The 22,756-nt window shown below is 71.4% G+C and carries 21 protein-coding genes and 1 pseudogene; 15 read left to right on the top strand and 7 right to left on the bottom strand.

Going from position 1 to position 22,756, the window contains the following annotated elements; genetic code table 11:
- Positions 1–104: 104 nt before the first annotated feature.
- From F0U47_RS14785 to recO, 4 genes are all read left to right on the top strand, one after another.
- Positions 105–938 carry a S1 family peptidase gene (locus F0U47_RS14785; protein ID WP_149751248.1) on the top strand — a complete coding sequence of 278 codons (834 nt, stop codon included), beginning with the start codon at positions 105–107 and terminating at the stop codon, positions 936–938.
- 187 nt (positions 939–1,125) lie between these two features.
- Positions 1,126–2,856 carry a 2-isopropylmalate synthase gene (gene leuA / locus F0U47_RS14780; protein ID WP_149751247.1) on the top strand — a complete coding sequence of 577 codons (1,731 nt, stop codon included), beginning with the start codon at positions 1,126–1,128 and terminating at the stop codon, positions 2,854–2,856.
- 21 nt (positions 2,857–2,877) lie between these two features.
- Entirely contained in the window at positions 2,878–3,747 is an 870-nt protein-coding gene (locus tag F0U47_RS14775; RefSeq protein WP_246159641.1) for an alpha/beta fold hydrolase, read from the top strand.
- A 25-nt stretch (positions 3,748–3,772) separates the two neighbouring features.
- Positions 3,773–4,525, top strand: coding sequence for a DNA repair protein RecO (gene recO, locus F0U47_RS14770; RefSeq protein WP_149751246.1), 753 nt, complete (start codon positions 3,773–3,775; stop codon positions 4,523–4,525).
- A gap of 155 nt (positions 4,526–4,680) precedes the next feature.
- On the opposite strand, the gene F0U47_RS14765 is transcribed toward recO, so the two are convergent.
- Positions 4,681–5,622, bottom strand: coding sequence for a type IV toxin-antitoxin system AbiEi family antitoxin domain-containing protein (locus F0U47_RS14765; RefSeq protein WP_188111373.1), 942 nt, complete (start codon positions 5,620–5,622; stop codon positions 4,681–4,683).
- Between the two features lie 230 nt (positions 5,623–5,852).
- Here F0U47_RS14765 and F0U47_RS14760 point away from each other — a divergent pair, with 230 nt between their 5' ends.
- Entirely contained in the window at positions 5,853–6,650 is a 798-nt protein-coding gene (locus tag F0U47_RS14760) for an isoprenyl transferase (protein WP_246159640.1), read from the top strand.
- 49 nt (positions 6,651–6,699) lie between these two features.
- Positions 6,700–7,530, top strand: coding sequence for a neutral zinc metallopeptidase (locus F0U47_RS14755; protein ID WP_149751243.1), 831 nt, complete (start codon positions 6,700–6,702; stop codon positions 7,528–7,530).
- Positions 7,531–7,687: 157 nt separating this feature from the next.
- Here the strand turns inward: F0U47_RS14755 and F0U47_RS14750 are convergent, their stop codons facing one another.
- Genes F0U47_RS14750 through F0U47_RS14740 form a run of 3 tightly spaced genes read right to left on the bottom strand, consistent with a single transcriptional unit; the run spans position 7,688 to position 10,427 of the window.
- A complete protein-coding gene (locus F0U47_RS14750; RefSeq protein WP_149751242.1) occupies positions 7,688–8,692 on the bottom strand; it encodes a metal ABC transporter permease in 1,005 nt (334 codons plus the stop codon).
- Positions 8,692–9,504: a metal ABC transporter ATP-binding protein gene (locus F0U47_RS14745; RefSeq protein ID WP_149751241.1), complete on the bottom strand. Its 813-nt coding sequence runs from the start codon at positions 9,502–9,504 to the stop codon at positions 8,692–8,694. Before F0U47_RS14745 ends, F0U47_RS14750 begins: the two co-directional genes overlap by 1 nt.
- A complete protein-coding gene (locus F0U47_RS14740) occupies positions 9,495–10,427 on the bottom strand; it encodes a metal ABC transporter substrate-binding protein (RefSeq protein WP_223162792.1) in 933 nt (310 codons plus the stop codon). Before F0U47_RS14740 ends, F0U47_RS14745 begins: the two co-directional genes overlap by 10 nt.
- A gap of 68 nt (positions 10,428–10,495) precedes the next feature.
- On the opposite strand from F0U47_RS14740, the gene F0U47_RS14735 reads away from it, so the two are divergent.
- The 5 genes from F0U47_RS14735 to F0U47_RS14715 all read left to right on the top strand — a co-directional run bounded on the left by F0U47_RS14735 (position 10,496) and on the right by F0U47_RS14715 (position 15,231).
- Positions 10,496–10,813, top strand: a complete 318-nt coding sequence (locus F0U47_RS14735) for an antibiotic biosynthesis monooxygenase family protein (protein ID WP_149751239.1) — start codon at positions 10,496–10,498, stop codon at positions 10,811–10,813.
- A 55-nt stretch (positions 10,814–10,868) separates the two neighbouring features.
- On the top strand, positions 10,869–12,266 hold the full coding sequence (locus F0U47_RS14730) for a glycine--tRNA ligase (RefSeq protein WP_149751238.1): 1,398 nt from the start codon (positions 10,869–10,871) through the stop codon (positions 12,264–12,266).
- A 25-nt stretch (positions 12,267–12,291) separates the two neighbouring features.
- Entirely contained in the window at positions 12,292–13,020 is a 729-nt protein-coding gene (locus F0U47_RS14725) for a hypothetical protein (RefSeq protein WP_149751237.1), read from the top strand.
- Positions 13,021–13,057: 37 nt separating this feature from the next.
- A complete protein-coding gene (gene dusB, locus F0U47_RS14720) occupies positions 13,058–14,206 on the top strand; it encodes a tRNA dihydrouridine synthase DusB (RefSeq protein ID WP_149751236.1) in 1,149 nt (382 codons plus the stop codon).
- Positions 14,207–14,436: 230 nt separating this feature from the next.
- A complete protein-coding gene (locus tag F0U47_RS14715; protein WP_149751235.1) occupies positions 14,437–15,231 on the top strand; it encodes a VldE C-terminal domain-containing protein in 795 nt (264 codons plus the stop codon).
- Here the strand turns inward: F0U47_RS14715 and F0U47_RS14710 are convergent.
- A complete protein-coding gene (locus tag F0U47_RS14710; protein ID WP_149751234.1) occupies positions 15,218–16,636 on the bottom strand; it encodes an aminotransferase-like domain-containing protein in 1,419 nt (472 codons plus the stop codon). The two genes, F0U47_RS14715 and F0U47_RS14710, sit on opposite strands and share 14 nt — an antisense overlap.
- On the opposite strand from F0U47_RS14710, the pseudogene F0U47_RS14705 reads away from it, so the two are divergent.
- A pseudogene (locus tag F0U47_RS14705) lies at positions 16,599–17,507 on the top strand (DMT family transporter); the annotation flags it as partial. The gene F0U47_RS14710 and the pseudogene F0U47_RS14705 sit on opposite strands and share 38 nt — an antisense overlap.
- A 60-nt stretch (positions 17,508–17,567) precedes the next feature.
- Here F0U47_RS14705 and F0U47_RS22135 read toward each other — a convergent pair.
- Together F0U47_RS22135 and F0U47_RS14700 are read right to left on the bottom strand one after the other, a co-directional pair.
- The gene (locus tag F0U47_RS22135; RefSeq protein ID WP_223162798.1) at positions 17,568–17,951 is read right to left on the bottom strand and encodes a DUF5994 family protein; all 384 of its coding nucleotides are present in this window, start codon (positions 17,949–17,951) and stop codon (positions 17,568–17,570) included.
- A 105-nt stretch (positions 17,952–18,056) separates the two neighbouring features.
- Complete coding sequence (locus F0U47_RS14700; protein WP_149751232.1) at positions 18,057–19,334, bottom strand: deoxyguanosinetriphosphate triphosphohydrolase; 1,278 nt, start codon at positions 19,332–19,334, stop codon at positions 18,057–18,059.
- Between the two features lie 45 nt (positions 19,335–19,379).
- Here F0U47_RS14700 and F0U47_RS14695 point away from each other — a divergent pair, with 45 nt between their 5' ends.
- The 3 genes from F0U47_RS14695 (at position 19,380) to F0U47_RS14685 (ending at position 22,724) form a co-directional block, all read left to right on the top strand.
- Entirely contained in the window at positions 19,380–20,318 is a 939-nt protein-coding gene (locus F0U47_RS14695) for a 2-hydroxyacid dehydrogenase (protein ID WP_149751231.1), read from the top strand.
- A 70-nt stretch (positions 20,319–20,388) separates the two neighbouring features.
- The gene (gene dnaG / locus F0U47_RS14690; protein ID WP_149751230.1) at positions 20,389–22,257 is read left to right on the top strand and encodes a DNA primase; all 1,869 of its coding nucleotides are present in this window, start codon (positions 20,389–20,391) and stop codon (positions 22,255–22,257) included.
- The gene (locus F0U47_RS14685; RefSeq protein ID WP_149751229.1) at positions 22,254–22,724 is read left to right on the top strand and encodes a hypothetical protein; all 471 of its coding nucleotides are present in this window, start codon (positions 22,254–22,256) and stop codon (positions 22,722–22,724) included. The genes dnaG and F0U47_RS14685 overlap by 4 nt, the downstream gene beginning before the upstream one ends.
- Positions 22,725–22,756 lie beyond the last annotated feature (32 nt).

Here is a 22,756-nt window from a genome sequence, read left to right as displayed (position 1 = left end):
GTCTCGTCAACCGACGTGACCCAGGCCCGGTCCAGGTCGTTGGTCCTGCATGCCGATCGGGCGGCCACGGGCGGTCGTCCGACGAACCTGGAAAGGACGTCCCCATGCGCTCCCGCATCACCGCCGCCCTCGCAGCCACCGCCGCATTCGCTGCTGCCGTCGTGTCGACCATCCACCCCGCCGAGGCGATCGTGGGGGGCTACCAGGTCACCGACGACCGCTTCGGGTTCATGGCCTCGATCCAGAGCAAGGGCCAGAACGGCACAGCCGGCCACTTCTGCGGCGGCTCGGTCATCGCGAAGCGGTGGATCCTCACCGCCGCCCACTGCATGGTCGACACCCGCCCGGGCGACATCCAGGTCGCCGTCGGCCGCGACAACATCGACACCGACGTCGCGCAGGGCCAGACCCTTGCCGTCGACAGGATCGTGGTGCACCCGAGGTACGAGGACACCGGCACCCACGACGCAGCGCTGATCCACGTGACCGCCGACATCACGACCGCGCCGGCGATCGCCCTTGCGGCGCCGGGCCAGGACTCGCTCGAGCAGCAGGGCGCGCGGCTGACCGTGGCGGGCTGGGGCACGGAGTTCTTCGGCTCGCCGGTCGTCCCGGCCCAGCTCAAGGCCGTCGACGTCCGAGCCGTGGCCGACGAGAACTGCGTCACCAACGGCCTCATGGGCTTCCAGGCCGCCACCGAGGTCTGTGCGGAGGAGCTCGGCGGCGACTCCTGCCAGGGTGACTCCGGCGGCCCGCTGTTCGGTCGCCTGGCCGACGGACGCAGGGTCCAGGTCGGCATCGTCAGCTACGGCCTCGGCTGCGCCACGCCGGGCTTCCCCGGGGTGTACGGCGAGGTCAACAACCCCTCGATCCACAACTTCATCACCACGACCGCCGGCCTGGGTGGCACCACGGCCACGGGCGGCAAGAAGAGGTAGCCCTCTCGGCTGCGGTGCCGAGACGTGTGCCGCACCTCGGGCCGATGCTTTAGAGTGGCCTTGTCATGTTGCGCGCTCTGCTTCTTAGCGGCCGCAGCGAGGTCTGACAGCCGGACCCCTCGCTGCGGAGTGAGTTGCGCGCCCGGCGCCCCGCGAAACCCCACAGCGAGATCAGCCGAGGTAAGTCATGACCACCATCCCGAAGCAGCAGCCGAGCGGCATGCCGTTCCACCGCTACACGGCATTCGAGCCCGTCACCGTCCCCGATCGCACCTGGCCCGACCAGAAGATCACCGCCGCGCCGCGGTGGCTCTCCACGGACCTGCGTGACGGCAACCAGGCGCTCATCGACCCGATGAGCCCGTCGCGCAAGATGAAGATGTTCGAGCTCCTCGTGAAGATGGGCTACAAGGAGATCGAGATCGGGTTCCCGGCGGCGAGCCAGACCGACTTCGACTTCGTCCGGCAGCTCGTCACCCAGGAGAAGATCCCGGACGACGTACGCATCTCGGTGCTGACCCAGGCGCGCGAGGACCTGATCGAGCGCACGGTCGAGTCGCTGGTCGGAGCCGACAAGGCGACCGTCCACCTCTACAACGCGACCGCGCCGCTCTTCCAGCGAGTCGTCTTCAACGTCACCGAGGCCGAGTGCATCGCGATCGCGACGCGCGGAACCGAATGGGTCATGAAGTACGCCGAGCACCTGCTCGACGGCACCGACTTCGGCTACCAGTACAGCCCCGAGATCTTCACCCAGACCCCGACCGACTTCGCGCTCGAGGTGTGCGAGCGGGTCTCCGACGTGTGGCAGCCCGAGCCGGGTCGCGAGATCATCCTCAACCTGCCGGCGACCGTCGAGATGTCGACGCCCAACACCTACGCCGACCAGATCGAGTACTTCGGCCGCGGGCTGACCCGGCGCGACGTCACCGCGATCAGCCTGCACCCCCACAACGACCGGGGTACGGCGGTCGCCGCGACCGAGCTCGCGCTGATGGCCGGTGCCGACCGGGTCGAGGGCTGCCTGTTCGGCCACGGCGAGCGCACCGGCAACGTCGACCTGGTCACGCTGGCGATGAACCTCTTCAGCCAGGGCATCGACCCGCAGGTCGACCTCTCCGACATCGACGAGATCCGGCGCACCGTGGAGTACTGCACCCAGCTGCCGGTCCACCCGCGCCACCCCTACGCGGGCGACCTCGTCTACACCGCCTTCTCCGGCTCCCACCAGGACGCCATCAAGAAGGGCCTCGAGGACCTCGACCGGATCGCCGCCGAGCAGGGCAAGCCGGTCAGCGAGATCCCGTGGGAGGCGCCGTACCTCCCCATCGACCCGAAGGACGTCGGCCGCACCTACGAGGCCGTGATCCGCGTGAACAGCCAGTCCGGCAAGGGCGGCGTGGCCTACGTCCTCAAGGCGGAGCACAGCCTCGACCTGCCGCGCCGGGCGCAGATCGAGTTCAGCCGGGTCATCCAGGAGCGCACGGACGCCCAGGGCGGCGAGGTGACGCCGGACGAGATCTGGTCGATCTTCAAGGCGGAGTACCTCGAGCGCGAGGACCCGTACTCGCTCGAGCGCTGGACGTCGGTCACCGACGCCGAGGGCGACGACCAGCAGGAGGTGCACCTCGTCGTGCGTGGCGAGGAGCGCACGTTCTCCGGCATGGGCAACGGCCCGGTGGCGGCGTTCGTCGACGGCATGCGGCAGGCGGGCGCGGACATCCGCGTGCTCGACTACGCCGAGCACGCCCTCTCCTCGGGCGGTGACGCGGTCGCAGCGGCGTACGTCGAGTGCGAGATCGCCGGCGAGATCGTGTGGGGCATCGGCATCCACCACAACATCGTCACCGCCTCCCTCCGCGCCGTCGTCTGCGCCGCCAACCGCGCGCAGGCGCAGACCATCCCGCACCTCGGCTGAGCGGCCTGCCAGGATGGAGGGGTGAGCGAACGACACCTCGCCTCCGAACGGGTCGGACAGTTCTTCGTCGAGAGCGACGGAGGACGCGACCGGCTGGAGTACACCGAGTACGGCACCGGTGACGCCTGGGTCGTACTGCTGCCGGGGCTGCTGATGCCGCGGCGGATGCACGCCAGCCTCGCGCGGACGCTGGCGTCCGCGGGTGCGCACGTGGTCACCCTCGACCTGCTCGGCCACGGCCGCTCGGACAAGCCGGACGACCCGTTCGCCTACTCCATCACCGCCTTCGCCGAGCAGGTCGTCGCCCTGCTCGACCACCTCGGCGCGCAGCAGGCGGTCATCGGCGGGACGTCGCTGGGAGCGAACGTGACCCTCGAGGTCGCCGCCACCGCGCCTGAGCGGGTTCGGGGGATCCTCGTCGAGATGCCGGTGCTCGACAACGCGCTCGAGGTCGCGATCGTGTCGTTCGCGCCACTGCTCCTCACCGCGCGGGTGTTCCCGTTCGCCGTCTCGGGCCTGCGGTTCGTCACCCGGCGGGTGCCGCGCGGGATCGTCCCGTGGTGGGTGGGGATCGGCCTGGACACGGTCGACCACAAGCCCGGCCCGCTGGCGGCGTACGTCCACGGGCTGTTCTTCGGCCACGTCGCGCCGCCGGCGGCACAGCGGCGGCGGATCACCGCACCGGCGCTGGTCATCGGGCACCCGCGCGACCCGCTGCACCCGGCGTCCGACGCCGAGATGCTCGCCGGGGAGCTGCCGAACTCGACGTTCGAGAGGGCGAAGTCGATCCTCGAGTGGCGGCGCTCGCCGGAGCGGCTCGACCTGGTGGCGACGAAGTTCGTGCTCGGCTGCTGGCGCCCGGCGCGTCGGAGCCGCCGTACGGCGAACTGACGCCCGGGGGAGCAGAATAGGAAGAGTGCTCTACCGCGACGAGGCGATCGTCCTCCGGACCCACAAGCTGGGCGAGGCCGACCGCATCATCACGCTGCTGACCCGGGAGCACGGCCGGGTCCGCGCGGTGGCGAAAGGCGTACGCCGTACGACCTCCCGGTTCGGGTCGCGGCTCGAGCCGTTCACCCACGTCGACCTGCAGCTGGCCGAGGGCCGCAGTCTCGACACGATCACGCAGGCCGAGACGCGCGGGGCGTATGCCGCCGCGGTCGGTGCCGACTACGAGTGCTACACCGCCGGCACGGTGATGCTCGAGACAGCCGAGCGACTGGTGGTGGAGGAGCGGGAGCCCGCGGTCCAGCAGTTCCTGCTGCTGCTCGGCGCGCTGCGGGCGATGGCGTCGGGGGAGCGGCGGCCCGGGCACGTGCTCGACTCCTACCTGCTGCGCTCGCTCGCGGTCGCCGGCTACGCCCCCGCGTGCGTCGACTGCGCTCACTGCGGACGGGCGCCTTCACCTGGTGCCGACGGCGGCCCGGGCTCGCACCGCTGGTTCAACCCGGCCATGGGCGGCGTCCTCTGCGCCACCTGCCGGATCCCCGGCTCCGCGAGCCCGGCCGCCGAGACCCTCCTGCTGATGGGTGGTCTGCTCGCCGGCGACTGGCCCGTCGTCGAGGCCGCCGATCCCCGTCACGTGCGGGAGGCAAGCGGGCTGGTCGCCGCCTTCGTCCAGTGGCAGCTGGAGCGGGGCCTCAGGTCGCTGGTGTACGTCGAGCGGTAGGAGTGGGGGCTGCTCGTGCTGCAGGTTCATCAAGGGATGTCGCTGAACCTGCACCTCCCAGGGTGTGTACGGCGTGGGAAGTGCCGCTTCGACAACATCCCTTGATGAACCTGCGAAGGAGCCCGCCACCCCCGCGCCGAGCAGGACGAAGCGGCTCACCCCGCCAGCCTCGCCAGCCGCTCGACGCGGCGTCGAATCTCGATCGGACGTTCGTAGTCGGCCCAGGTGAGCCGGAGCATCGCTGCACCGGTGACCTCGCGAAGCTCGTCCTCGCGCTTCTTCTCCTCGAAGACCGCGTCGCCGGGATTCTGACCTGGCTTCAACAGACGCCCGTACTTGATCCTGCCGTCGAACTCGCCCATCAAGTTGAGCTGCGGCCACCACCAGTCGACGATCCCGATCAAGATGCCGTGGCGATCCCGTACCTCGTATTGCAGGACCGGGGCGGGCAGGCCGACGATCCGGAAGGTCCATCTGCCGCGGGACTCCCCGACGGACCCGGAGCGCCCGTCGGCCATGCGCACGGGGATGTGGAGGTGGCGCATGAATGGCCAGTGCTGCATCAGGCGGAATTGCGCGGCGAGCTCCTCGTGATCGAACTTCCTGTTGCGGAGTCCGGCGTCGAACAGGCAGAGCGCGGGTTCGTTGGAGAGACGGGACCCGGCCTCGAGCGCACACCGAGCCGGCGGCAGCACCCGCTCCCCGGCGACCACCATGACGTCGTTGTCGACCGTCAGACCTTCGTGATGGACGACGTCACCTTCGATGCGCCCTGGACCGCCGTCCAACCGGGTGACGTGCACGCGATCAAGGGGAGCGCCCCAGACCTCGATGTCGTGCCTGACGCTTCCCGACACATGACTCAGTGCCACGACATCGCCGAGTGACCGGAGCACGGCGCTCGACCTCACCCGATGGCGCCCGACCTCGTCGAGACCTTCCCACTCGTCGGCGAACGCGTAGTACCCCCGCCGGAACCGGACCCACGTCCGAGACCTCACCATGCGCGCGACCGCGCGGTCGTCGTACCCGGCTTCACGCGCTTCTTGGCGAGTGAAGAATCCGTGTTCGGACGTGAGGAATCGAAGCGGGTCCACGGCCACAATGTGGGGGCCACCACCGTCACGCAGCGGGCTATTCACCGGTGCCTGTGGACCGCTGTGCGAGGCGAGCCGTCTGTGGACGGATCCTGGTGCGATCGACCCGTGCAGGTTCATCAAGGGATGTCGGCGAGCATGCACTTCCCAGGGTGTGTACGGCGTGGGAAGTGTCGGTCCAGCAACATCCCTTGATGAACCCACAGCCCCCGCCTGACACACTGCACCCCGTGCGCCGCACCTCGAAGACGACGACCCGCCGCGAGCCCCGCAAGCCCGACCCGCACCCGTCCGGCGCGCGGCCCCCTGCGATCCCCGCAGAGCTGGTGCCGAAGCACGTCGCCATCGTGATGGACGGCAACGGGCGGTGGGCGAAGGAGCGGGGGCTGCCGCGGACGCGGGGGCACGAGCAGGGGGAGCACTCGCTGTTCGACGTGGTCGAGGGTGCGATCGAGATCGGGGTGAAGGCGGTCTCGGCCTACGCGTTCTCCACCGAGAACTGGTCGCGCAGCCCCGAGGAGGTCAAGTTCCTCATGGGCTTCAACCGCGACGTGATCAGGCGGCGGCGCGACGAGATGCACGAGCTCGGCGTGCGGGTCCGGTGGGCCGGGCGGGCGCCCCGGCTGTGGAAGTCGGTGATCAAGGAGCTCCAGGTCGCCGAGGAGATGACGAAGCACAACGACGTCCTCACCCTGACCATGTGCGTCAACTACGGCGGCCGCTCCGAGCTCGGCGACGCGGCGCGGGCGCTGGCCAAGGATGTCGCCGCCGGTCGCATCAACCCCGACAAGGTCACCGACGCCACCCTGGGGCGCTACCTCTACGTCCCCGAGCTCCCCGAGGCCGACCTGATCTGGCGCACCTCGGGGGAGCAGCGGCTGTCCAACTTCATGCTCTACCAGGCGGCGTACGCCGAGCTCGTGTTCTCCGACGTGCTCTGGCCCGACGTCGACCGGAGGCACCTGTGGCAGGCGGTGGAGGCCTACGCCAGGCGCGACCGGAGGTACGGCGGCGCCGATCCTTCCTGAGGATGAATCCCCTGCCGGGAGGCGTGCAGCCGCCGTACGCTTCGGAGCCATGAGGTCCCCCCGTACCGGCGCGCTGCTCACGGCCGCCGTCCTCGCCGTCCTCTCGCTGACCGCCTGCGGTGACGGCGACTCCGAGGCGTCCGACCCCGAGACCGTCGCCACGGTCACGATCACCCCGGGAGCCGACAACACCTCGGTGCCGACGGACACGACCACCGCCACCGAGCCGACCACATCGACGACGTCGACGACCGAGTCGATGACGGAGATGACGATCGCCCCGACCGGCGCCGTCGACGAGGCGGAGCTGGCCGAGGACATCCAGACCGCCCAGGAAGTGACCGACGCCTGGTGGGCGCTGCACTGGAAGGACTACTTCACCGGCCGCTACACGCCGCCCAACGTGGTGGGGCTCTACGACGGCTACGACGAGGCGAACGCGCCGACCTGCTTCGGTGAGCCGCTCCCGCCGGGCAACGCCTTCTACTGCCCCGACGGCGACTACGTGGCGTGGGACAAGACCCTGCTCGAGCTCGGATACGAGATCGGCGACGCCTGGCCCTACCTGATCATCGCCCACGAGTGGGGACACGCGATCCAGGCCGACCTGTCGATGGACCTGCACTCGGAGCAGTACGAGCTGCAGGCCGACTGCCTTGCCGGCGCGGTCCTGTACGGCGCCGCCAACGACAACCCGCCCACGCTGGAGTTCGAGCCGGGCGACGAGAAGGAGATCGTCGACGGGCTCAACCTTATCGCCGACGAGGTGCCCTGGGGCATGTCCGGCGACCACGGCGACTCGTTCCAGCGGATCGAGGCGTTCAACCTCGGGCGCACCGAGGGAGTGCCGGGGTGCCTGCCGGAGCAGGTCGAGAACTGACCTGGTCGGTTTCCACAGGAGACAGTTTCACCGGCCAGCCGGTGAAACTGTCGCTGGGAGTACGAACCTTCATCGGCCAAGCGACAGTTTTCTCGGCCAAGTTCGCGCCTGCACCCGCCGCGCATCCGCCAGCGGCCACGGGCCGCCCCTGCCGGGCTCAGTGCTCGTCGTAGTGGTGGTCGTGCTCGGCGTGCCGATGGCCGTCGTGGACGTAGTCGACGTGGTCGTCGTGTGGCACCGCCAGGTGGCCGCAGCCCGGCCCGTGCTGGTGGGGGTGCTCACCGGCAGGCTCGTGCCCGGGGGCACTGCCGCTGAGGAACGGCGCTCGTAGTCGCGCCCGGCGGCGGGCCCAGACCCCGACCGGCCATGCCACGACGTACCCCGCGAGGGCGAGGAGCACGATCGTCGGGCCCGGCGCGGCGTCGACCTGGTACGACGCGAAGGCGGCGATCACGAGGCCGCCGACCGAAGCGACGGTGCCGAGCACCATCGCTGCGGCGATCGTGGTCCGGAACGAGCGGGTGAGCTGCTGGGCGGTCGCGACCGGCACGACCATGAGCGCCGACACCAGCAGCAGTCCCACCGTCCGCATCGCCACCGTGACGCTGACCGCAGCGAGCACCGCGACGAGCACGTTGTAGAACCGCACCCGGAGGCCGGCGACGCGCGCGAACTCCTGGTCCTGCGCGACGGCGAAGAGCTGCGGCGCGAGACCGAGGCAGAGCGCGAGCACGGCCGCGGCGAGTCCCATGGTCACGATCACGTCGTCGATCGACATCGTCGTCAGCGAGCCGAACAGGTACCGCTGGAGCGTGGCGGCGCTGCTGCCGCCGATCCCGCTGATGAGGATGCCCCCCGCGAGCCCGCCATAGAACAGCAGGGCGAGCGCGACGTCGCCGTTGGTCTGGCCGCGCTCGCGAATGACCTCGATCAGCACGGCGCCGGCGATCGCGACGATCACCGCAGCCCAAAGCGGCGACGTGTTGGTCACCAGCCCGATCGCGACTCCGGTCACCGCCACGTGGCCGATACCGTCGCCCATCAGCGCCAGCCGGCGCTGGACGAGGAAGGTGCCGACGGCAGGCGCGGCGAGACCGGTCAGCAGGGCGGCGATGAGCGCCCGCTGCATGAACGGCGCCGCGAACAGCTCGTCCGGACTCATCACTGGCGTCCGTTCGGCGGGTCCAGCGGAGAGGTGACCCGTGGTGCGTGGTCCTGGTGGTCGGGGGACGCGGGGTGGTGATGGTGCGTGTGCGGCTCGCCGAACCACGACTGGTGGACCTCGTGGTCGCGCAGCGGCGCGCCGTCGTAGGCCAACCGGCCGTCGCGCATGACGACCGCGCGGTCCACGAGCGGAGCCAGCGGACCGAGCTCGTGCGCGACGAGTACGACGGTCGCGCCCCTCGCCTTCAGCGCGGCCAGTGCGCCGGCGAGCGCCTGCTGGTTGGGCAGGTCGACCCCGGCGGTCGGCTCGTCGAGGAAGAACAGCTCCGGCTCGCCGGCGAGCGCCCGGGCGATGAGGACCCGCTGCTGCTGACCACCGGAGAGGTGACTGACGGCGTCGCGCCGGCGGTGGGCGAGGCCGACCACCTCAAGCGCCTCCTCGATGGCGGCGCGGTCGACGCGGGAGAGCGGCCGCAGCAGGCGCCGCCGGGTCAGCCGGCCGGCGGCGACGACCTCCCAGACCGAGGCCGGCACACCGGAGGCGGCCGTCGCGCGCTGGGGGACGAACCCGATCCGGTGCCAGGTCCCGAAGTCGTCCAGCGGGGTGTCGAAGAGCCGCACCTCGCCCTTGCTGAGCGGGCGCAGGCCGACCAGGGCCCGGACGAGCGTCGACTTGCCGGACCCGTTGGCGCCCATCAGCGCCAGGAAGTCACCCACCCCGACCGTGAGGTCGATCCCGCGCAGCACGGGACGTCCTCCGATCTCGACCGCGCCGTCGGCGATCGAGACCGCGGCAGGGGTCAGCGGCATTCGTTGGCCTCGCGGATCGATTCGAGATTGGACTCCATCAGAGAAAGGTAGTCCTCGCCATCGCTGGCGTCGGTCAGCCCCTCGATCGGGTCGAGTGTCGCCGTCCTGAGGTCGAGGTCGGACGCCAGGCCCGCAACCAGGTCGGGCTCGAGCGGCTCGCTGAACACCGTGGTGATGCCCTCGTCCCGGATCAGCTCCTGCAGCTCGCCGAGCACCGCCGCCGTGGGCTCGGCTTCGGGGGACAGGCCGACGAGAGGGGCGATGTGCACGTCGTACTTCTCCAAGTAGCCGAACGCGTCGTGCGACACCACGATCGTGTCCCGCTCGCAGTCGGCGAGGCCGGTCGTGAACTGCTCGTCGAGGGCCTCCAGGTCGCTGCGCAGGGCGGCCGCGTTCTCGTCGTAGTCGTCCGCGTGGTCGGGGTCGATCTCCGCGAGCTCCTCGGCGACCGCGTCGCCGAGGTCGGCCACCCGCAGCGGGTCCTGCCAGAAGTGGGGGTCGACGTCACCGTGGTCGTGCTCGTCCTCGCCCTCGTGGGCCTCGTGCTCCTCGTGGGACTCCTCGGCGGCGACCAGGTCGACGACGTCCGCGGCGTCGAGGGCGACGCCCGCCGCGTTCTGCTCGACGGCGTCGTCGACCGACGGCTGGAAGCCATGCTCGAAGACGACGAGGTCGGCCGATGAGATCTCCGCCGTGGTGCTGACGTTGAGCTCGAGGTCGTGCGGCTCGGTGCCCGGCTGGGTCAAGAGCTCCACGTCGGCGTGTTCGCCGGCGACGCGCTCGGAGACGTAGGCCAGCGGGTAGAACGCGGCGGCGACGTCCACGCCGTCGTCGGCGTTCGCGCCCCCCTCGTCGAACGCCGAGCACCCGGAGGCGGCGAGGGCAAGGACGGTCAGCACCGGGACGGCGAGAGACAAGCGCATGAGAATCATTCTCAACTCTGGGTGCGCCGCGCGTCAAACCGGCGCGGCATCGCCAGTAGGGTCGTGCGGTGCTCGTCGTCAACAGGTTCCGCGTCCCTGCCGGGGAAGCCGCGGCGTTCCGCGCGCAGCTCGACGAGGCGCACGCCGTGCTCGCCGCCCAGCGTGGGTACGTCGACGGCACCCTAGGCCGCAATCTCGACGAGCCGGAGCTGTGGGTGCTCACCACCCGGTGGGAGAGCGTCGGCGCCTACCGACGGGCGCTCTCGACGTACGACGTCAAGCTCGGCGCGGTGCCGATCCTCAGCCGTGCCATCGACGAGCCCAGCGCCTACGAGGTCGTGGAGCCGAACTCGGTTCTTAACGTCCACGACGCCCGCGTAACCTAGGGCGCCCAAGACTTCCCGGCAGCCGGCCGGGCAGCCCCATAGAGAAGGAATCACCGTGGCCAAGCCGCCCCCCTCCGCCGTCGACCAGGTCGTCTCCCTCGCCAAGCGGCGGGGATTCGTCTACCCGTGCGGTGAGATCTACGGCGGCACCCGCTCCGCCTGGGACTACGGCCCGCTGGGAGTCGAGCTCAAGGACAACATCAAGCGCCAGTGGTGGAAGTCCATGGTGCAGATGCGCGACGACGTCGTCGGCCTCGACTCCTCGGTGATCCTGCCGCGCCAGACCTGGGAGGCCAGCGGTCACGTCGCGACGTTCAGCGACCCGCTCACCGAGTGCCAGTCGTGCCACAAGCGGTTCCGGGCCGACCACCTCCAGGAGGAGTACGCCGAGAAGAAGGGGATCGACAACCCCGATGACGTCGACCTCGCGACCCTCGCCTGCCCCAACTGCGGCACCCGCGGCGCGTGGACCGAGCCGCGCCAGTTCTCCGGCCTGCTGAAGACCTACCTCGGCGTCATCGAGGACGAGTCCGGCCTCCACTACCTGCGCCCCGAGACCGCGCAGGGCATCTTCCTCAACTTCGCCAACGTGGTGACGTCGAGCCGGATGAAGCCCCCGTTCGGCATCGCCCAGGTCGGCAAGAGCTTCCGTAACGAGATCACGCCCGGCAACTTCATCTTCCGTACCCGCGAGTTCGAGCAGATGGAGATGGAGTTCTTCGTCAAGCCGGGCGAGGACGAGGAGTGGCACCAGTACTGGATCGACAACCGCACGCAGTGGTACGTCGACCTCGGCGTGAAGGCCGACAACCTGCGCCACTACGAGCACCCCAAGGAGAAGCTCTCCCACTACTCGAAGCGCACGGTCGACATCGAGTACCGCTTCCGCTTCGCGGGCTCGGAGTGGGGTGAGCTCGAGGGCATCGCCAACCGCACCGACTTCGACCTGTCGACGCACGCCGAGGCCTCGGGCCAGGACCTCAGCTACTTCGACCAGGCCGCGTCGGAGCGCTACGTCCCCTACGTCATCGAGCCGGCGGCGGGCCTGTCCCGGAGCCTGATGACGTTCCTCGTGGACGCCTACTCCGAGGACGAGGCGCCCAACACCAAGGGTGGCGTCGACAAGCGCACGGTGCTCCGGCTCGACCCGCGGCTGGCGCCGGTCAAGGTCGCCGTGCTCCCGCTGTCGCGCAACGCCGACCTCACGCCGAAGGCCAAGGACGTCGCCGCCGAGCTGCGTCGCGGCTGGACGGTCGACTTCGACGACTCCGGCGCCATCGGCCGCCGCTACCGCCGCCAGGACGAGATCGGCACGCCGTACTGCGTCACCGTCGACTTCGAGACGCTCGAGGACCACGCGGTGACGGTGCGCGAGCGGGACACGATGCAGCAGGAGCGGGTCGGCCTCGACCGACTGACGGCCTACTTCGCCGAGCGGTTCGTCGGCTGCTGATCTCGATCGCTGTCAGACTGAGCCCGTGACCCCTGTCTCCTCGATGACGAAGCGCGTCGGCGCCGCGGTGGTGGGTGGCGTGCTCTCCGTCGGGCTGCTGGTCGGCTGCGGCGGCACCGACGGCGACACCGAGGAGGACGAGCCGTCCGCCGCGTCGTCGGCCACGGAGTCGACGCCCACCGAGCCGACGTCCGGCTACCTCCCGGTGCCGGCGGGCACGACACTGACCGAGCCCGGCACGACGCTCGGGTTCGGCGACGCCGCGACGATCGCGTGGCGGCCGCAGCAGGACACCGTGATCGCGCTGGAGCTCACGGTCGAGCGCATCGACGAGACGTCCTTCGAGGAGTCCTTTGAGGGATGGGTGGTCACGAAGCAGATGAAGGGTCAGGTGCCCTACTTCGTGCGGGTGACGGCGACGAACGTCACCGGCACGCAGATCGGCGACCTGCTGGTCCCGCTCTATGCCCTGTCGAGCGCCGGCAGCCTGTACGAGCCCCTCGACTTCCGCGAGGAGATCTTCGAGCCGTGCCCCGGCGGCGAGCTGCCCGCCCGGCTCGCGTCCGGCAAGTCGACGGACCTGTGCCTGGTCTACCTGCTGCCGGAGGGTCATGCCCTCTCCGCGGCTGCGTTCGACCCGGTCGGCGAGCTGGAGCCCGTCACGTGGCGCGGCGAGATCACCGAGATCGAGAAGCCTCGCGACAAGAAGGGCAAGAAGGACAAGAAGGGCAAGAAACAGCGCGACGCGGGCTGATTTCGCCCGGGCGCCGGGTCGGCCGGACAATGGGCGCATGACGTCGACCGCTGTTCCGCACCCGGGCCTCGAGCTCGGGTCGCTGCGCGTGCCGACCCCGGTCGTGCTGGCGCCGATGGCGGGCATCACCAACGCGGCGTACCGGCGGCTCTGCGCCGAGTTCGGCGCCGGTCTCTACGTCTGCGAGATGATCACCAGCCGCGGCCTGGTCGAGGGCGACGCGACCACGAAGCGGATGCTCGTCTTCGACGACGCCGAGCAGATCCGCTCGGTCCAGCTCTACGGCACCGACCCGGTGTACGTCGGCAAGGCGGCGGAGATCCTGTGTGCGGAGTACGGCGTCGCCCACATCGACCTCAACTTCGGCTGCCCGGTGCCCAAGGTCACTCGGAAGGGCGGCGGCGGCGCGCTGCCCTGGAAGCGCGGACTGCTGGCGCGGATCCTCGAGGCGGCAGTCGCCGCCGCGGCGCCGTACGACGTGCCGGTCACCATGAAGACCCGCAAGGGCATCGACGACGACCACCTCACCTATCTTGACGCCGGCCGGATCGCGGAGGAGTCCGGCTGCGCGGCGATCGCGCTGCACGGGCGGACGGTCTCGCAGGCCTACTCCGGCGAGGCCGACTGGGACGCGATCGGCCGGCTGGTCGAGCACGTCGACATCCCGGTGCTCGGCAACGGCGACATCTGGGAGGCGGCGGACGCCGTCCGCATGGTCGAGCAGACGGGCGCCGCCGGCGTGGTGGTGGGCCGCGGCTGCCTCGGTCGCCCCTGGCTCTTCCGCGACCTCGCCGCCGCCTTCGAGGGCAGTACGACGACCACCCTCCCGCGCCTCGGCGAGGTCACCGCCATGATGCGTCGTCACGCCGAGCTGCTGGTCGAGCACATGGGGGAGGAGCGGGGCTGCAAGGAGTTCCGCAAGCACGTGACCTGGTACCTCAAGGGCTTCGGTGCGGGCGGCGAGATGCGCCGATCGCTGGGCCTCGTGGACACGCTCGCCGACCTCGACCGGCTGCTCGCCGAGCTCGACCCGACGGAGCCGTTCCCGGTCTCCGCGCTCGGCGCGCCCCGGGGTCGCCAGGGCTCGCCGCGCAGCCGGGTCGTGCTCCCGGAGGGGTGGCTGGACGACGCCGACGGCAGCGAGTGCCACCTCCAGGAGGCGGTGGACGAGACCACCGGAGGGTGATCGGGAACACCCCGGAAACCCCGGTTGGGGATTCGCGCGGTGGAAAAGCCGTGTGCTTTAGTCGATCTTCGTGCCCGGCGCCACTACGGTGGCCCGGGCACTGACCAGAGAAGCGACAGCAAAGGAATCAGCGCGTGGCCAATCAAAGCCACAAGCGGGAAACCGCGCGACGCAAGCCCCGGGCTGCGCTCATTGCGGCCCCCCTGGCAGTTCTTGCAACCGGCGTCGCAGTGACGGCCGGTGTGGCGGGCTCCCAGCCCGCGCAGGACCTCCTGACCGCCGACTCGAGCCTCGCGGCCGCGTCCATCGGCGACAGCAGCAGCGACCGCGACCGCGAGCGCGAGCGGGTGCCCGTCCTCTCCCGTGACAACGGTGGCGAGCGTGGCGCCGTCGCCGGCCAGGTCGTCGAGCCGATCAGCCCCGTCGAGAAGATGCTCACCGACAAGGCCGTCGCCACGGCCATCAAGAAGGCCGACACCAAGCTCTGGACGTCGACCGCGCTCAACCTCTGGACCCGTCCGGACGGCAAGGCGAAGAAGGTCGGCGTGATCGAGGGCGCCGAGCGGGTGCTCGTGACGGGTCGGGCGATCAGCGGTCGCGAGGAGATCGTCCTCGACGGCAAGGCCCGGTGGGTGACCGCCGGCTACCTCAGCGCCGACAAGCCGTTCGCCATCGGTGGCGAGTGCACCAACGGCAGCTCCGTGCCGTCGGGTGTCAGCCCCAACGTCCAGAAGGTGCACGAAGCGGTGTGCGCCAACTTCCCGGAGATCACCGCCTACGGCACGTTCCGCAGCGACGGCGAGCACGCCCAGGGCATCGCGATCGACATCATGGTGTCCGGGGACCGGGGCTGGCAGGTCGCGGAGTTCGTGCGCGAGCACTACTCCGAGCTCGGCGTCAGCTACGTGATCTACTCCCAGCAGATCTGGTCGGTCGACCGCTCCGGCGAGGGTTGGCGGGGCATGGAGGACCGCGGGTCCACCACCGCCAACCACTACGACCACGTCCACGTCACGACGTACTGAGACCGGCCGTGAGCGCGGCCTGGAGGGTCCGTGCCGCCGCCGCGAACCCGGACGGGTTCGGACCGGTGAAGTTCAGCCGCAGGTAGGGACCCGCCGGCTCCGTCGGGAACCACTCGTCGCCAGGGGCGACCCACAAACCGCGGGTCTCGCACTCCCGGGCGAGGCGGACGACGTCCGTGCCGTCGGGGAGTCGTGCCCACAGGTGGAGCCCGCCCGCCGGGACGTGGTCGACGTCGAGCGCCGGGGCGTGCTCACGCAGGCTGGCCACCAGCAGGTCCCGGCGCTCCCGGAGCTGGGGACGTAGTCGGCGGAGGTGGGTGCGCCAGCCAGGGTCGGTGACGACCTCGAGGGCGGCCTGCTGGAGCAGGGCGCTGACGTACATCGCCTCCGCTGCCTGGTCCGCCGCGAGCCTCTCCAGGGCCGGGCCTCGAGCGAGGACGGCTCCCACGCGGATCGTGGGGGACATGCTCTTGGTCAGGGAGCGGATGTAGACGACGTGGCCGGAGGTGTCCTGCGCCGCGAGCGGCTGAGGGTCGGCGTCGATGCCGAAGTCGTGAGCCCAGTCGTCCTCGACGAGGAACGCGTTGTGGTGGCGTACGACCTCCAGCACCGCGGTCGCCCGGCGCGGGGACCACCGGGCCCCGGTGGGGTTGGCGAAGCTCGGTTGCGCGTACAGCGCCCGAGCGCCGGTCTCGCGCAGGGTCCGGTCCAGCAGGTCCGGGTCCGGCCCGTCGGCGTCGCCCGCGACCGGCACCGGCCGCACCCCGGCCTGGTGGGCGGCCAGGATCGCGCCCCAGTAGGTCGGGGACTCCATCAGCAGCGGCTGTCCCGGCGCGACCAGGGCACGGAAGATCGACGTCAACCCACTCTGGGTCCCCGGGACGATCACCACGTCGTGGGCGCTCGGCGCCGCACGCTCTGCCGGTGTCGCGCCGGCCACCTCGGTCGCGAACCAGGTCCGGAGCTCGGGCAGCCCGGAGGCCGGGGGTCGGGCGAACGCGGCCGCGCCCCTCGCCGCACGGGCCAGGGCCGCGCGGACCAGGCGGTCCGGGAGCAGCCCCGGCTCGGGGTAGCCGGAGTGGAGCTCCTGGACGTCGTCGCGGGCGGTGCGCAGGGCGCCGGCGATCCGGGGAAGCGCACTGCGCGGCGGGCCGAGTGCTGCGGTCTGCCAGCCGTAGTCCTGGGGGCGGGCGGACCGCGGGGTCAGGACGAAGCTGCCGACGCCGGGCCGACTCTCGATGAGTCCCGCGGCGGCGAGCGTGCGGAGCGCCTTCTGGACCGTGACCGGGCTGGCGGCGTACTCCGCGACGAGCCGGCGCGTCGACGGCAGCTGCGCCCCGGGCGCTGCCCCCTGGATCCACGCGCGGATGCCGTCGACGATGCGGCTGCTGCTATCGTCGTTCATGGGTCAGTACGATAGCGCTACTCGCGCAGTCTCGCCGCCGCTACCGCCCGCCGCCAGCGGCCTTGCCTGGGGACTGGTGGGCGTCGCCGCGTTCTCGTTCACCGTTCCGCTCACCAGGGTCGCGGTCGGCGGGCTCTCGCCGCTGTTCATCGGTGCGGGACGGGCGGTGGTCGCGGCGCTCCTGGCGGGCGTGGCGCTGGCCGTCGTCCGGGCAGCGAGACCGGTCGGCATCCAGTGGCTACGGATCGGTGTCGTCGCTGCCGGCGTCGTCGTCGGCTTTCCGCTGCTCACCTCCTACGCCCTCACGGTGACCGCGGCCAGCCACAGCGCCGTCGTCATCGCGTTGCTTCCGGCGGTGACGGCGGTGGTGGCGGCGCTGCGGACCGGCGAGCGCCCGCCCCGGATCTTCTGGTGGTGCTCGGCCGCGGGCGCGGCGGCCGCCGTGGCCTTCGCGATCCTGCAGGGCGGCGGGCTCGGCGAGCTCCACGGGGCTGACCTGCTGCTGTTCGGAGCGGTGCTCGCGGCGGCCATCGGGTACGCCGAGGGCGGTTTGCTCGCCCGCGAGATCGGGTCCTGGCAGACCGTGTCCTGGGCGCTGGTCGTCGCCTCCCCGCTGATGGTCGTCCTGACCGGTGTCGCCGTCGCCGAGCAGGTGCCGTCGGGGACGGCGGTGGAGTGGGCCTCGTTCGCCTACCTGTCGGCGGTGAGCATGTATCTGGGGTTCTTCGCCTGGTACCGCGGGCTGGCGATCGGCCCGATGCCGCGCGTCAGCCAGGTGCAGCTCGTGCAGCCGGTCATGAGCATCTGCTGGGCCGGGCTCCTGCTCGGGGAGCACATCGGGTGGACCACGTTCGGTGGTGGCCTGGTGGTGATCGCCTGTGCTGCCGGGGCCGTGCGCTCGCGGCTCGCGACCGCCGGAGGTTCCCCGGGCTCAGGACCCGCTGAGGTCTCGCAGCCAGGCGTCCGGCTCCCACATGACGCGGAGCCGGATGATTCCGGAGCTCCCCAGCCGGAGCAGCACGAGCCCGCCGGCGCGGTCGGTGGGAAGGAAGCCGACCTTGATCCGGCCGTGGCGGGTGAAGATCTCGGTGGCGACGACGTCCCAGTCCGCAGGTGCGTAGACGAGCCGGTCGATCCGACCGCGCTCGTTCGGGAAGTCGTCGATGAGGTGCGGGCCCTCACGGGTGAGGTCCCGGCTGCGCGGACGCCACACTCCGTCCAGCTCGCCGTGGGTGGCGTGCGGCGCGAGCTGGAGTCGTAGCGCGCCGAGCGGCTGGGCGTAACGATGCGGGTAAGGGAACTGCGGGGCACCCATGGCGCCGCCTCTCGTGGCCGGCCGCGGCTCGGCACCGGGTGTACCGAGGTTCCCCCGACCTGACTCGATCGTACGTCGCGTGGGAAGCCCGCGTGCCGCTTCGCCCTAAGGCGCGGTGAGCCGCGCGTGCCAGGCGGCCGCCGACGCGTCGGTCAGGGACGCCACCTGGTCGACCACCACCCGGAGTCGCGCCGCGTCGTCGGCGGACTGGTTCCAGTCGGCGACGAAGGCCTCGTCCAGCTCGTCCGGAGCCCGGTCCAGCAGGACGGTGACCAGCTCCGTGAGAAGCTCACGCTGACGCTCCTGGAGGGCGACCCGCTCGTCCGCCTGCATCACGTAGTGCGCGGCGATGCCCTTGAGGACGGTGATCTCGATCCAGGTGTCGGCCGGGATCACCAGGTCCGCGTGGTAGCGGACGAAGGGTCCGTCGCTCGCCTGGAAGGTGGCCTGCTGCACGGCACCGCAGAAGCGGCCGATCAGGTCGCTGGTGAGGTTCTTCAGGGCGGCGAGGCTGCCCCGCGTGCCGTCGTACGACGACGGGGGCCAGCTGCCGATCTGCTGCAGCCGTGCGAGCACCTCGTCGAGCGTGTCGTCATCGAGATCGGGCGCGTACCACGCGCGGACCGTCTCCCAGACGCCCGCGCGGTCGAGCCGGGTCAGGTCGATCTTGCCGGCGACGGTGCCGTCCTCGACGTCGTGCACCGAGTAGGCGACGTCGTCGGCGAGGTCCATGACCTGGGCCTCGACGCAGCGGCGCCGTCCCGGCGGGGCGCCCTTCCGCAGCCAGCGGAACGCGGCCAGGTCGTCGTCGTACACGCCGAACTTCGAGCCCTCCCGCGTCATCCCGTCGCTGTGCACGCCGCCGGGCTGGGGCGCCTCTGCGAGCGGCCAGGGATACTTGGTGCACGCGTCGAGCGTCGCCCGGGTGAGGTTGAGGCCCACCGAGGTGCCCGTCGGGTCCGCGGTCTTCGCCTCGAGCCGGGTCAGCAGGCGCAGGGTCTGGGCGTTGCCCTCGAACCCGCCGCAGTCGGCCGCCAGCCGGTTGAGGGCGCGCTCGCCGTTGTGCCCGAACGGCGGGTGCCCGAGGTCGTGCGCGAGGGCGGCGGTCTCGGCGATGTCCGGGTGGGTGCCGAGCGCCCGGGAGAGGTCACGGGCGATCTGGGCGACCTCGAGGCTGTGGGTCAGCCGGTTGCGGACGAAGTCGTCGCTCTGCGGCCCCACGACCTGGGTCTTTGCCGCCAGTCGCCGGAAGGACGCGGCGTGGACGACGCGTGCCCGGTCGCGCTCGAACGGCTTGCGCTCCGGCGCGTCCACCCGCTTCGGCGGCTCGGGCACGATCCGCTCGCGGTCGGCGGCGTCGTAGCGCTCCTCGACCTCCTCCACCGGCCGGACACTACCGGTCCCGGGGCGGGCCTAGACTCGCCAGCCGTGAGCGCGGCGAACCCGGACGACGACACGTCCCCGCTGGTCTGGCTGCCGTTCGAGGCCGACCTGCTCGGCAACGTCCCGTCCGGCCTGCGGTGCGAGGTGGTGGACCCCACCGTCGCCGTCCCGCCCACCGTGGGCGAGGTGGCGTTCTACGTGCCGCCCTACCAGGTCGGACCGCGGGTGGCCGAGGTGCTGGACCGGATGGGCAGCCTCCAGGTGGTGCAGACGCTGACCGCCGGTGTCGACAACCTCCGCGACCGCGTGCCGGCCGGCGTGACCCTCTGCAACGGCCGCGGCATCCACGACACCTCCACTGCCGAGCTGGCGCTCGCGCTGATCCTCTCCTCGCTCCGGGGTGTCCCCGGCTTCGTCCGCGCCCAGGACCGGCGCGAGTGGAGGCCCGAGGTGCGGCCGGCCCTGGCCGACCGGCGAGTACTGATCGTCGGACACGGCGCGGTCGGCGCGGCGATCGAGGCACGGCTGCTGCCGTTCGAGGTGGAGGTGGTGCGGGTCGCACGGTCGGCGCGTCCCGGCGTCCACCCGGTCTCGGCGCTGCCCGACCTGCTTCCCGACGCCGACGTGGTCGTGGTGATCGTGCCGCTCACGGCGGAGACACGCGGCCTCGTCGACGCCGACTTCCTCTCCCGGATGAAGGACGGCGCACTGCTGGTCAACGTGGCCCGCGGCCAGGTCGTGGTCACCGACGACCTCGTCGCCGCTCTGCGGTCGGGCCGGATCGCTGCCGCCGTCGACGTCGTAGACCCCGAGCCGCTACCGCCCGACAGCCCGTTGTGGGACGCCCCGAACCTGCTGGTCTCGCCCCATGTCGGAGGCGCCAGCAGCGCGATGTGGCCGCGTGCCTACCGTCTGGTCCGCGAGCAGCTGCACCGGTTCGATGCAGGCGAGCCGCTCGTCAACGTGATGTCCGGGGCGTACTGAGCCACCTCCCTGCGGTGGGGATGTGGAGCGGGCCGCACCGCGGTCGGCAACTGCTCGTAGGATCGCCGACATGGCCGGCCGGATTCGCGACGACGACATCGCGACCGTCCGTGAGAAGGCCCGGATCGAGGAGGTCGTGTCGTCGTACGTCACCCTCCGCAACGCGGGGGGCGGGTCGCTCAAGGGGCTGTGCCCCTTCCACGACGAGAAGACGCCGTCGTTCACCGTCCGGCCCGAGCGGGGCTGGCACTGCTTCGGCTGCGGAGAGGGTGGCGACGTCATCTCCTTCCTCATGAAGATCGACGGCCTGACGTTCGTCGAGGCGGTGGAGCGGCTGGCGGACAAGTACGGCGTCGACCTGCGTCGCGAGGAGGGCGGACCGGACGACCGCCCCAAGGGTCCGCAGCGCCGGCGGCTGATCGAGGCGCACGCTGTCGCGCAGGAGTTCTACGCCGGCCAGCTCGCCACTCCGGAGGCGCTCCAGGCGCGGCAGTTCCTGTCCGAGCGGGGCTTCGACCAGGCAGCAGCGGCGCACTTCGGCGTCGGGTTCGCGCCGCGGGACGGCGAGGCGCTCTGGCACCACCTCCGCGACCGGAAGTTCTCGCTGGACGAGGCGGTGGCCGCAGGTCTGGTGGCGGTCGGTCGCGGTCCCTACGACCGGTTCCGGGGCCGGCTGCTGTGGCCGATCCGCGAGACCAACAGCGACACCATCGGCTTCGGTGCCCGCCGGATCTTCGAGGACGACAAGATCGAGGCGAAGTACCTCAACACCCCCGAGACACCGATCTACAAGAAGAGCCAGGTCCTCTACGGCGTCGACCTCGCCCGCCGCGACATGGCGCGCACGTCCCAGGCGGTGATCGTCGAGGGCTACACCGACGTGATGGCCTGCCACCTCGCCGGCGTCACCACCGCGGTCGCGACCTGCGGCACCGCCTTCGGCGACGAGCACGCGAAGGTGCTGCGCCGCCTGCTCGCCGACCACGAGGAGTTCCGCGGCGAGGTGATCTTCACCTTCGACGGCGACGCAGCGGGGCAGAAGGCGGCGCTCAAGGTCTTCCACGGCGACCACCAGTACGTCGCCCAGACCTATGTCGCGGTCGCGCCCGAGGGCATGGACCCCTGCGACCTGCGGATGAAGGGCGGCGACGCAGCGGTGCGCGAGCTGATCGCGACCCGGCAGCCGCTCTACCGGTTCGTGCTCGCCAACGTCGTCGGTCGCTACGACCTGGACCGAGCCGACAGCCGCGTGGACGCGCTGCGGGAGGCCTCCCGGCTGGTCGCCAGCGTGCGGGACCGGTCGAAGGTCGACGCCTTCGCCCGCGAGCTCGCCGGCCTGGTCGGCGTCGACCCAGAGGAGGCGCGGACCGAGGTCCGTCGCGCCGTCGCTCGCGGTCCCCGGACCGACCCCCGGGGCTCCGCGCCGGAGGAGCCGCCCCGACCTGCGCGAGCGGACCTGCCGGACCTGCGGGACCCGCGGTTCGGGATCGAGCGCGAGACGCTCAAGCTGGTCCTCCAGCACCCGATCGCGATCGGCCGCACGACCGCCGACATCGGGACCAACGACTTCACCCATCCGACCTACCGCGGTGTCTGGGCACTCGTGGAGAAGGCCGGCGGCCCCGCTGCCGGCGACGGCGACCCGAGCTGGGTGAGCAAGATCCGCGAGGCGGCCACGGACCCGCAGGTGACATCGGCGGTGAGCGCGCTCGCGGTCGAGCCGATCCTCACTGCGAGGGAGCCGGACGCGTCCTACGTCGCGCACCACGTGTTCCGCCTGCTCGAGCTCACGACGCTGCGCCGGATCGCGGAGCTGAAGTCCCGGCTCCAGCGCACCAACCCGGTCGAGCACCCGACGGACTACAACAAGATGTTCGGCGAGCTCGCCGCGCTCGAGCAGCACCGTCGTACCCTCCGCGACCGGATCATCGGCTCGTGAGGTCCCGGCTCTCGCGCGGCGAGCGGCTGCTCGCCCGGGCGACCACGACGACCGGCGCCGAGGTGGGCGGGTCGCGCGACGCCCTCTTCCTGCCCGAACGCGAGCCGTCGCGGCTGCCGTGGGAGGAGATCGCGACCGCCGAGTGGGACACCGAGGAGCGGGTGCTCCGCGTCGTCGAGGTCGGCACCTTCGGCGAGGCCACGCCGGAGCACCTGCTCGCGCTCGACGAGCCCGACCGGCTGCTCTCCCTGATCCGCGAGCGGGTCACCGCCAGCATCGTGGTGCAGCGCCACGTCCTCGTCCGCGACCGGCTCGGCGTCCGCGTCCTGGGCCGCCGGGCCCCCGGGAAGCACGGCCCGATCGCCTGGTTCGTGGACTACGACGCGGGCCTCGACCCGGCCGATCCCGCGGTGGCCGCGGTCGTCGACGACGCCCTCGCCACGGCACGCGGCGACGTGGGGGAGTAGCCGCGATACCGATTTCATCGGTGCCCGCCGAA

The organism is Nocardioides antri, from assembly GCF_008373765.1.
Taxonomy (GTDB): Bacteria; Actinomycetota; Actinomycetes; order Propionibacteriales; family Nocardioidaceae; genus Nocardioides; species Nocardioides antri.
This window is presented reverse-complemented; position numbering and strand designations above follow the sequence as displayed.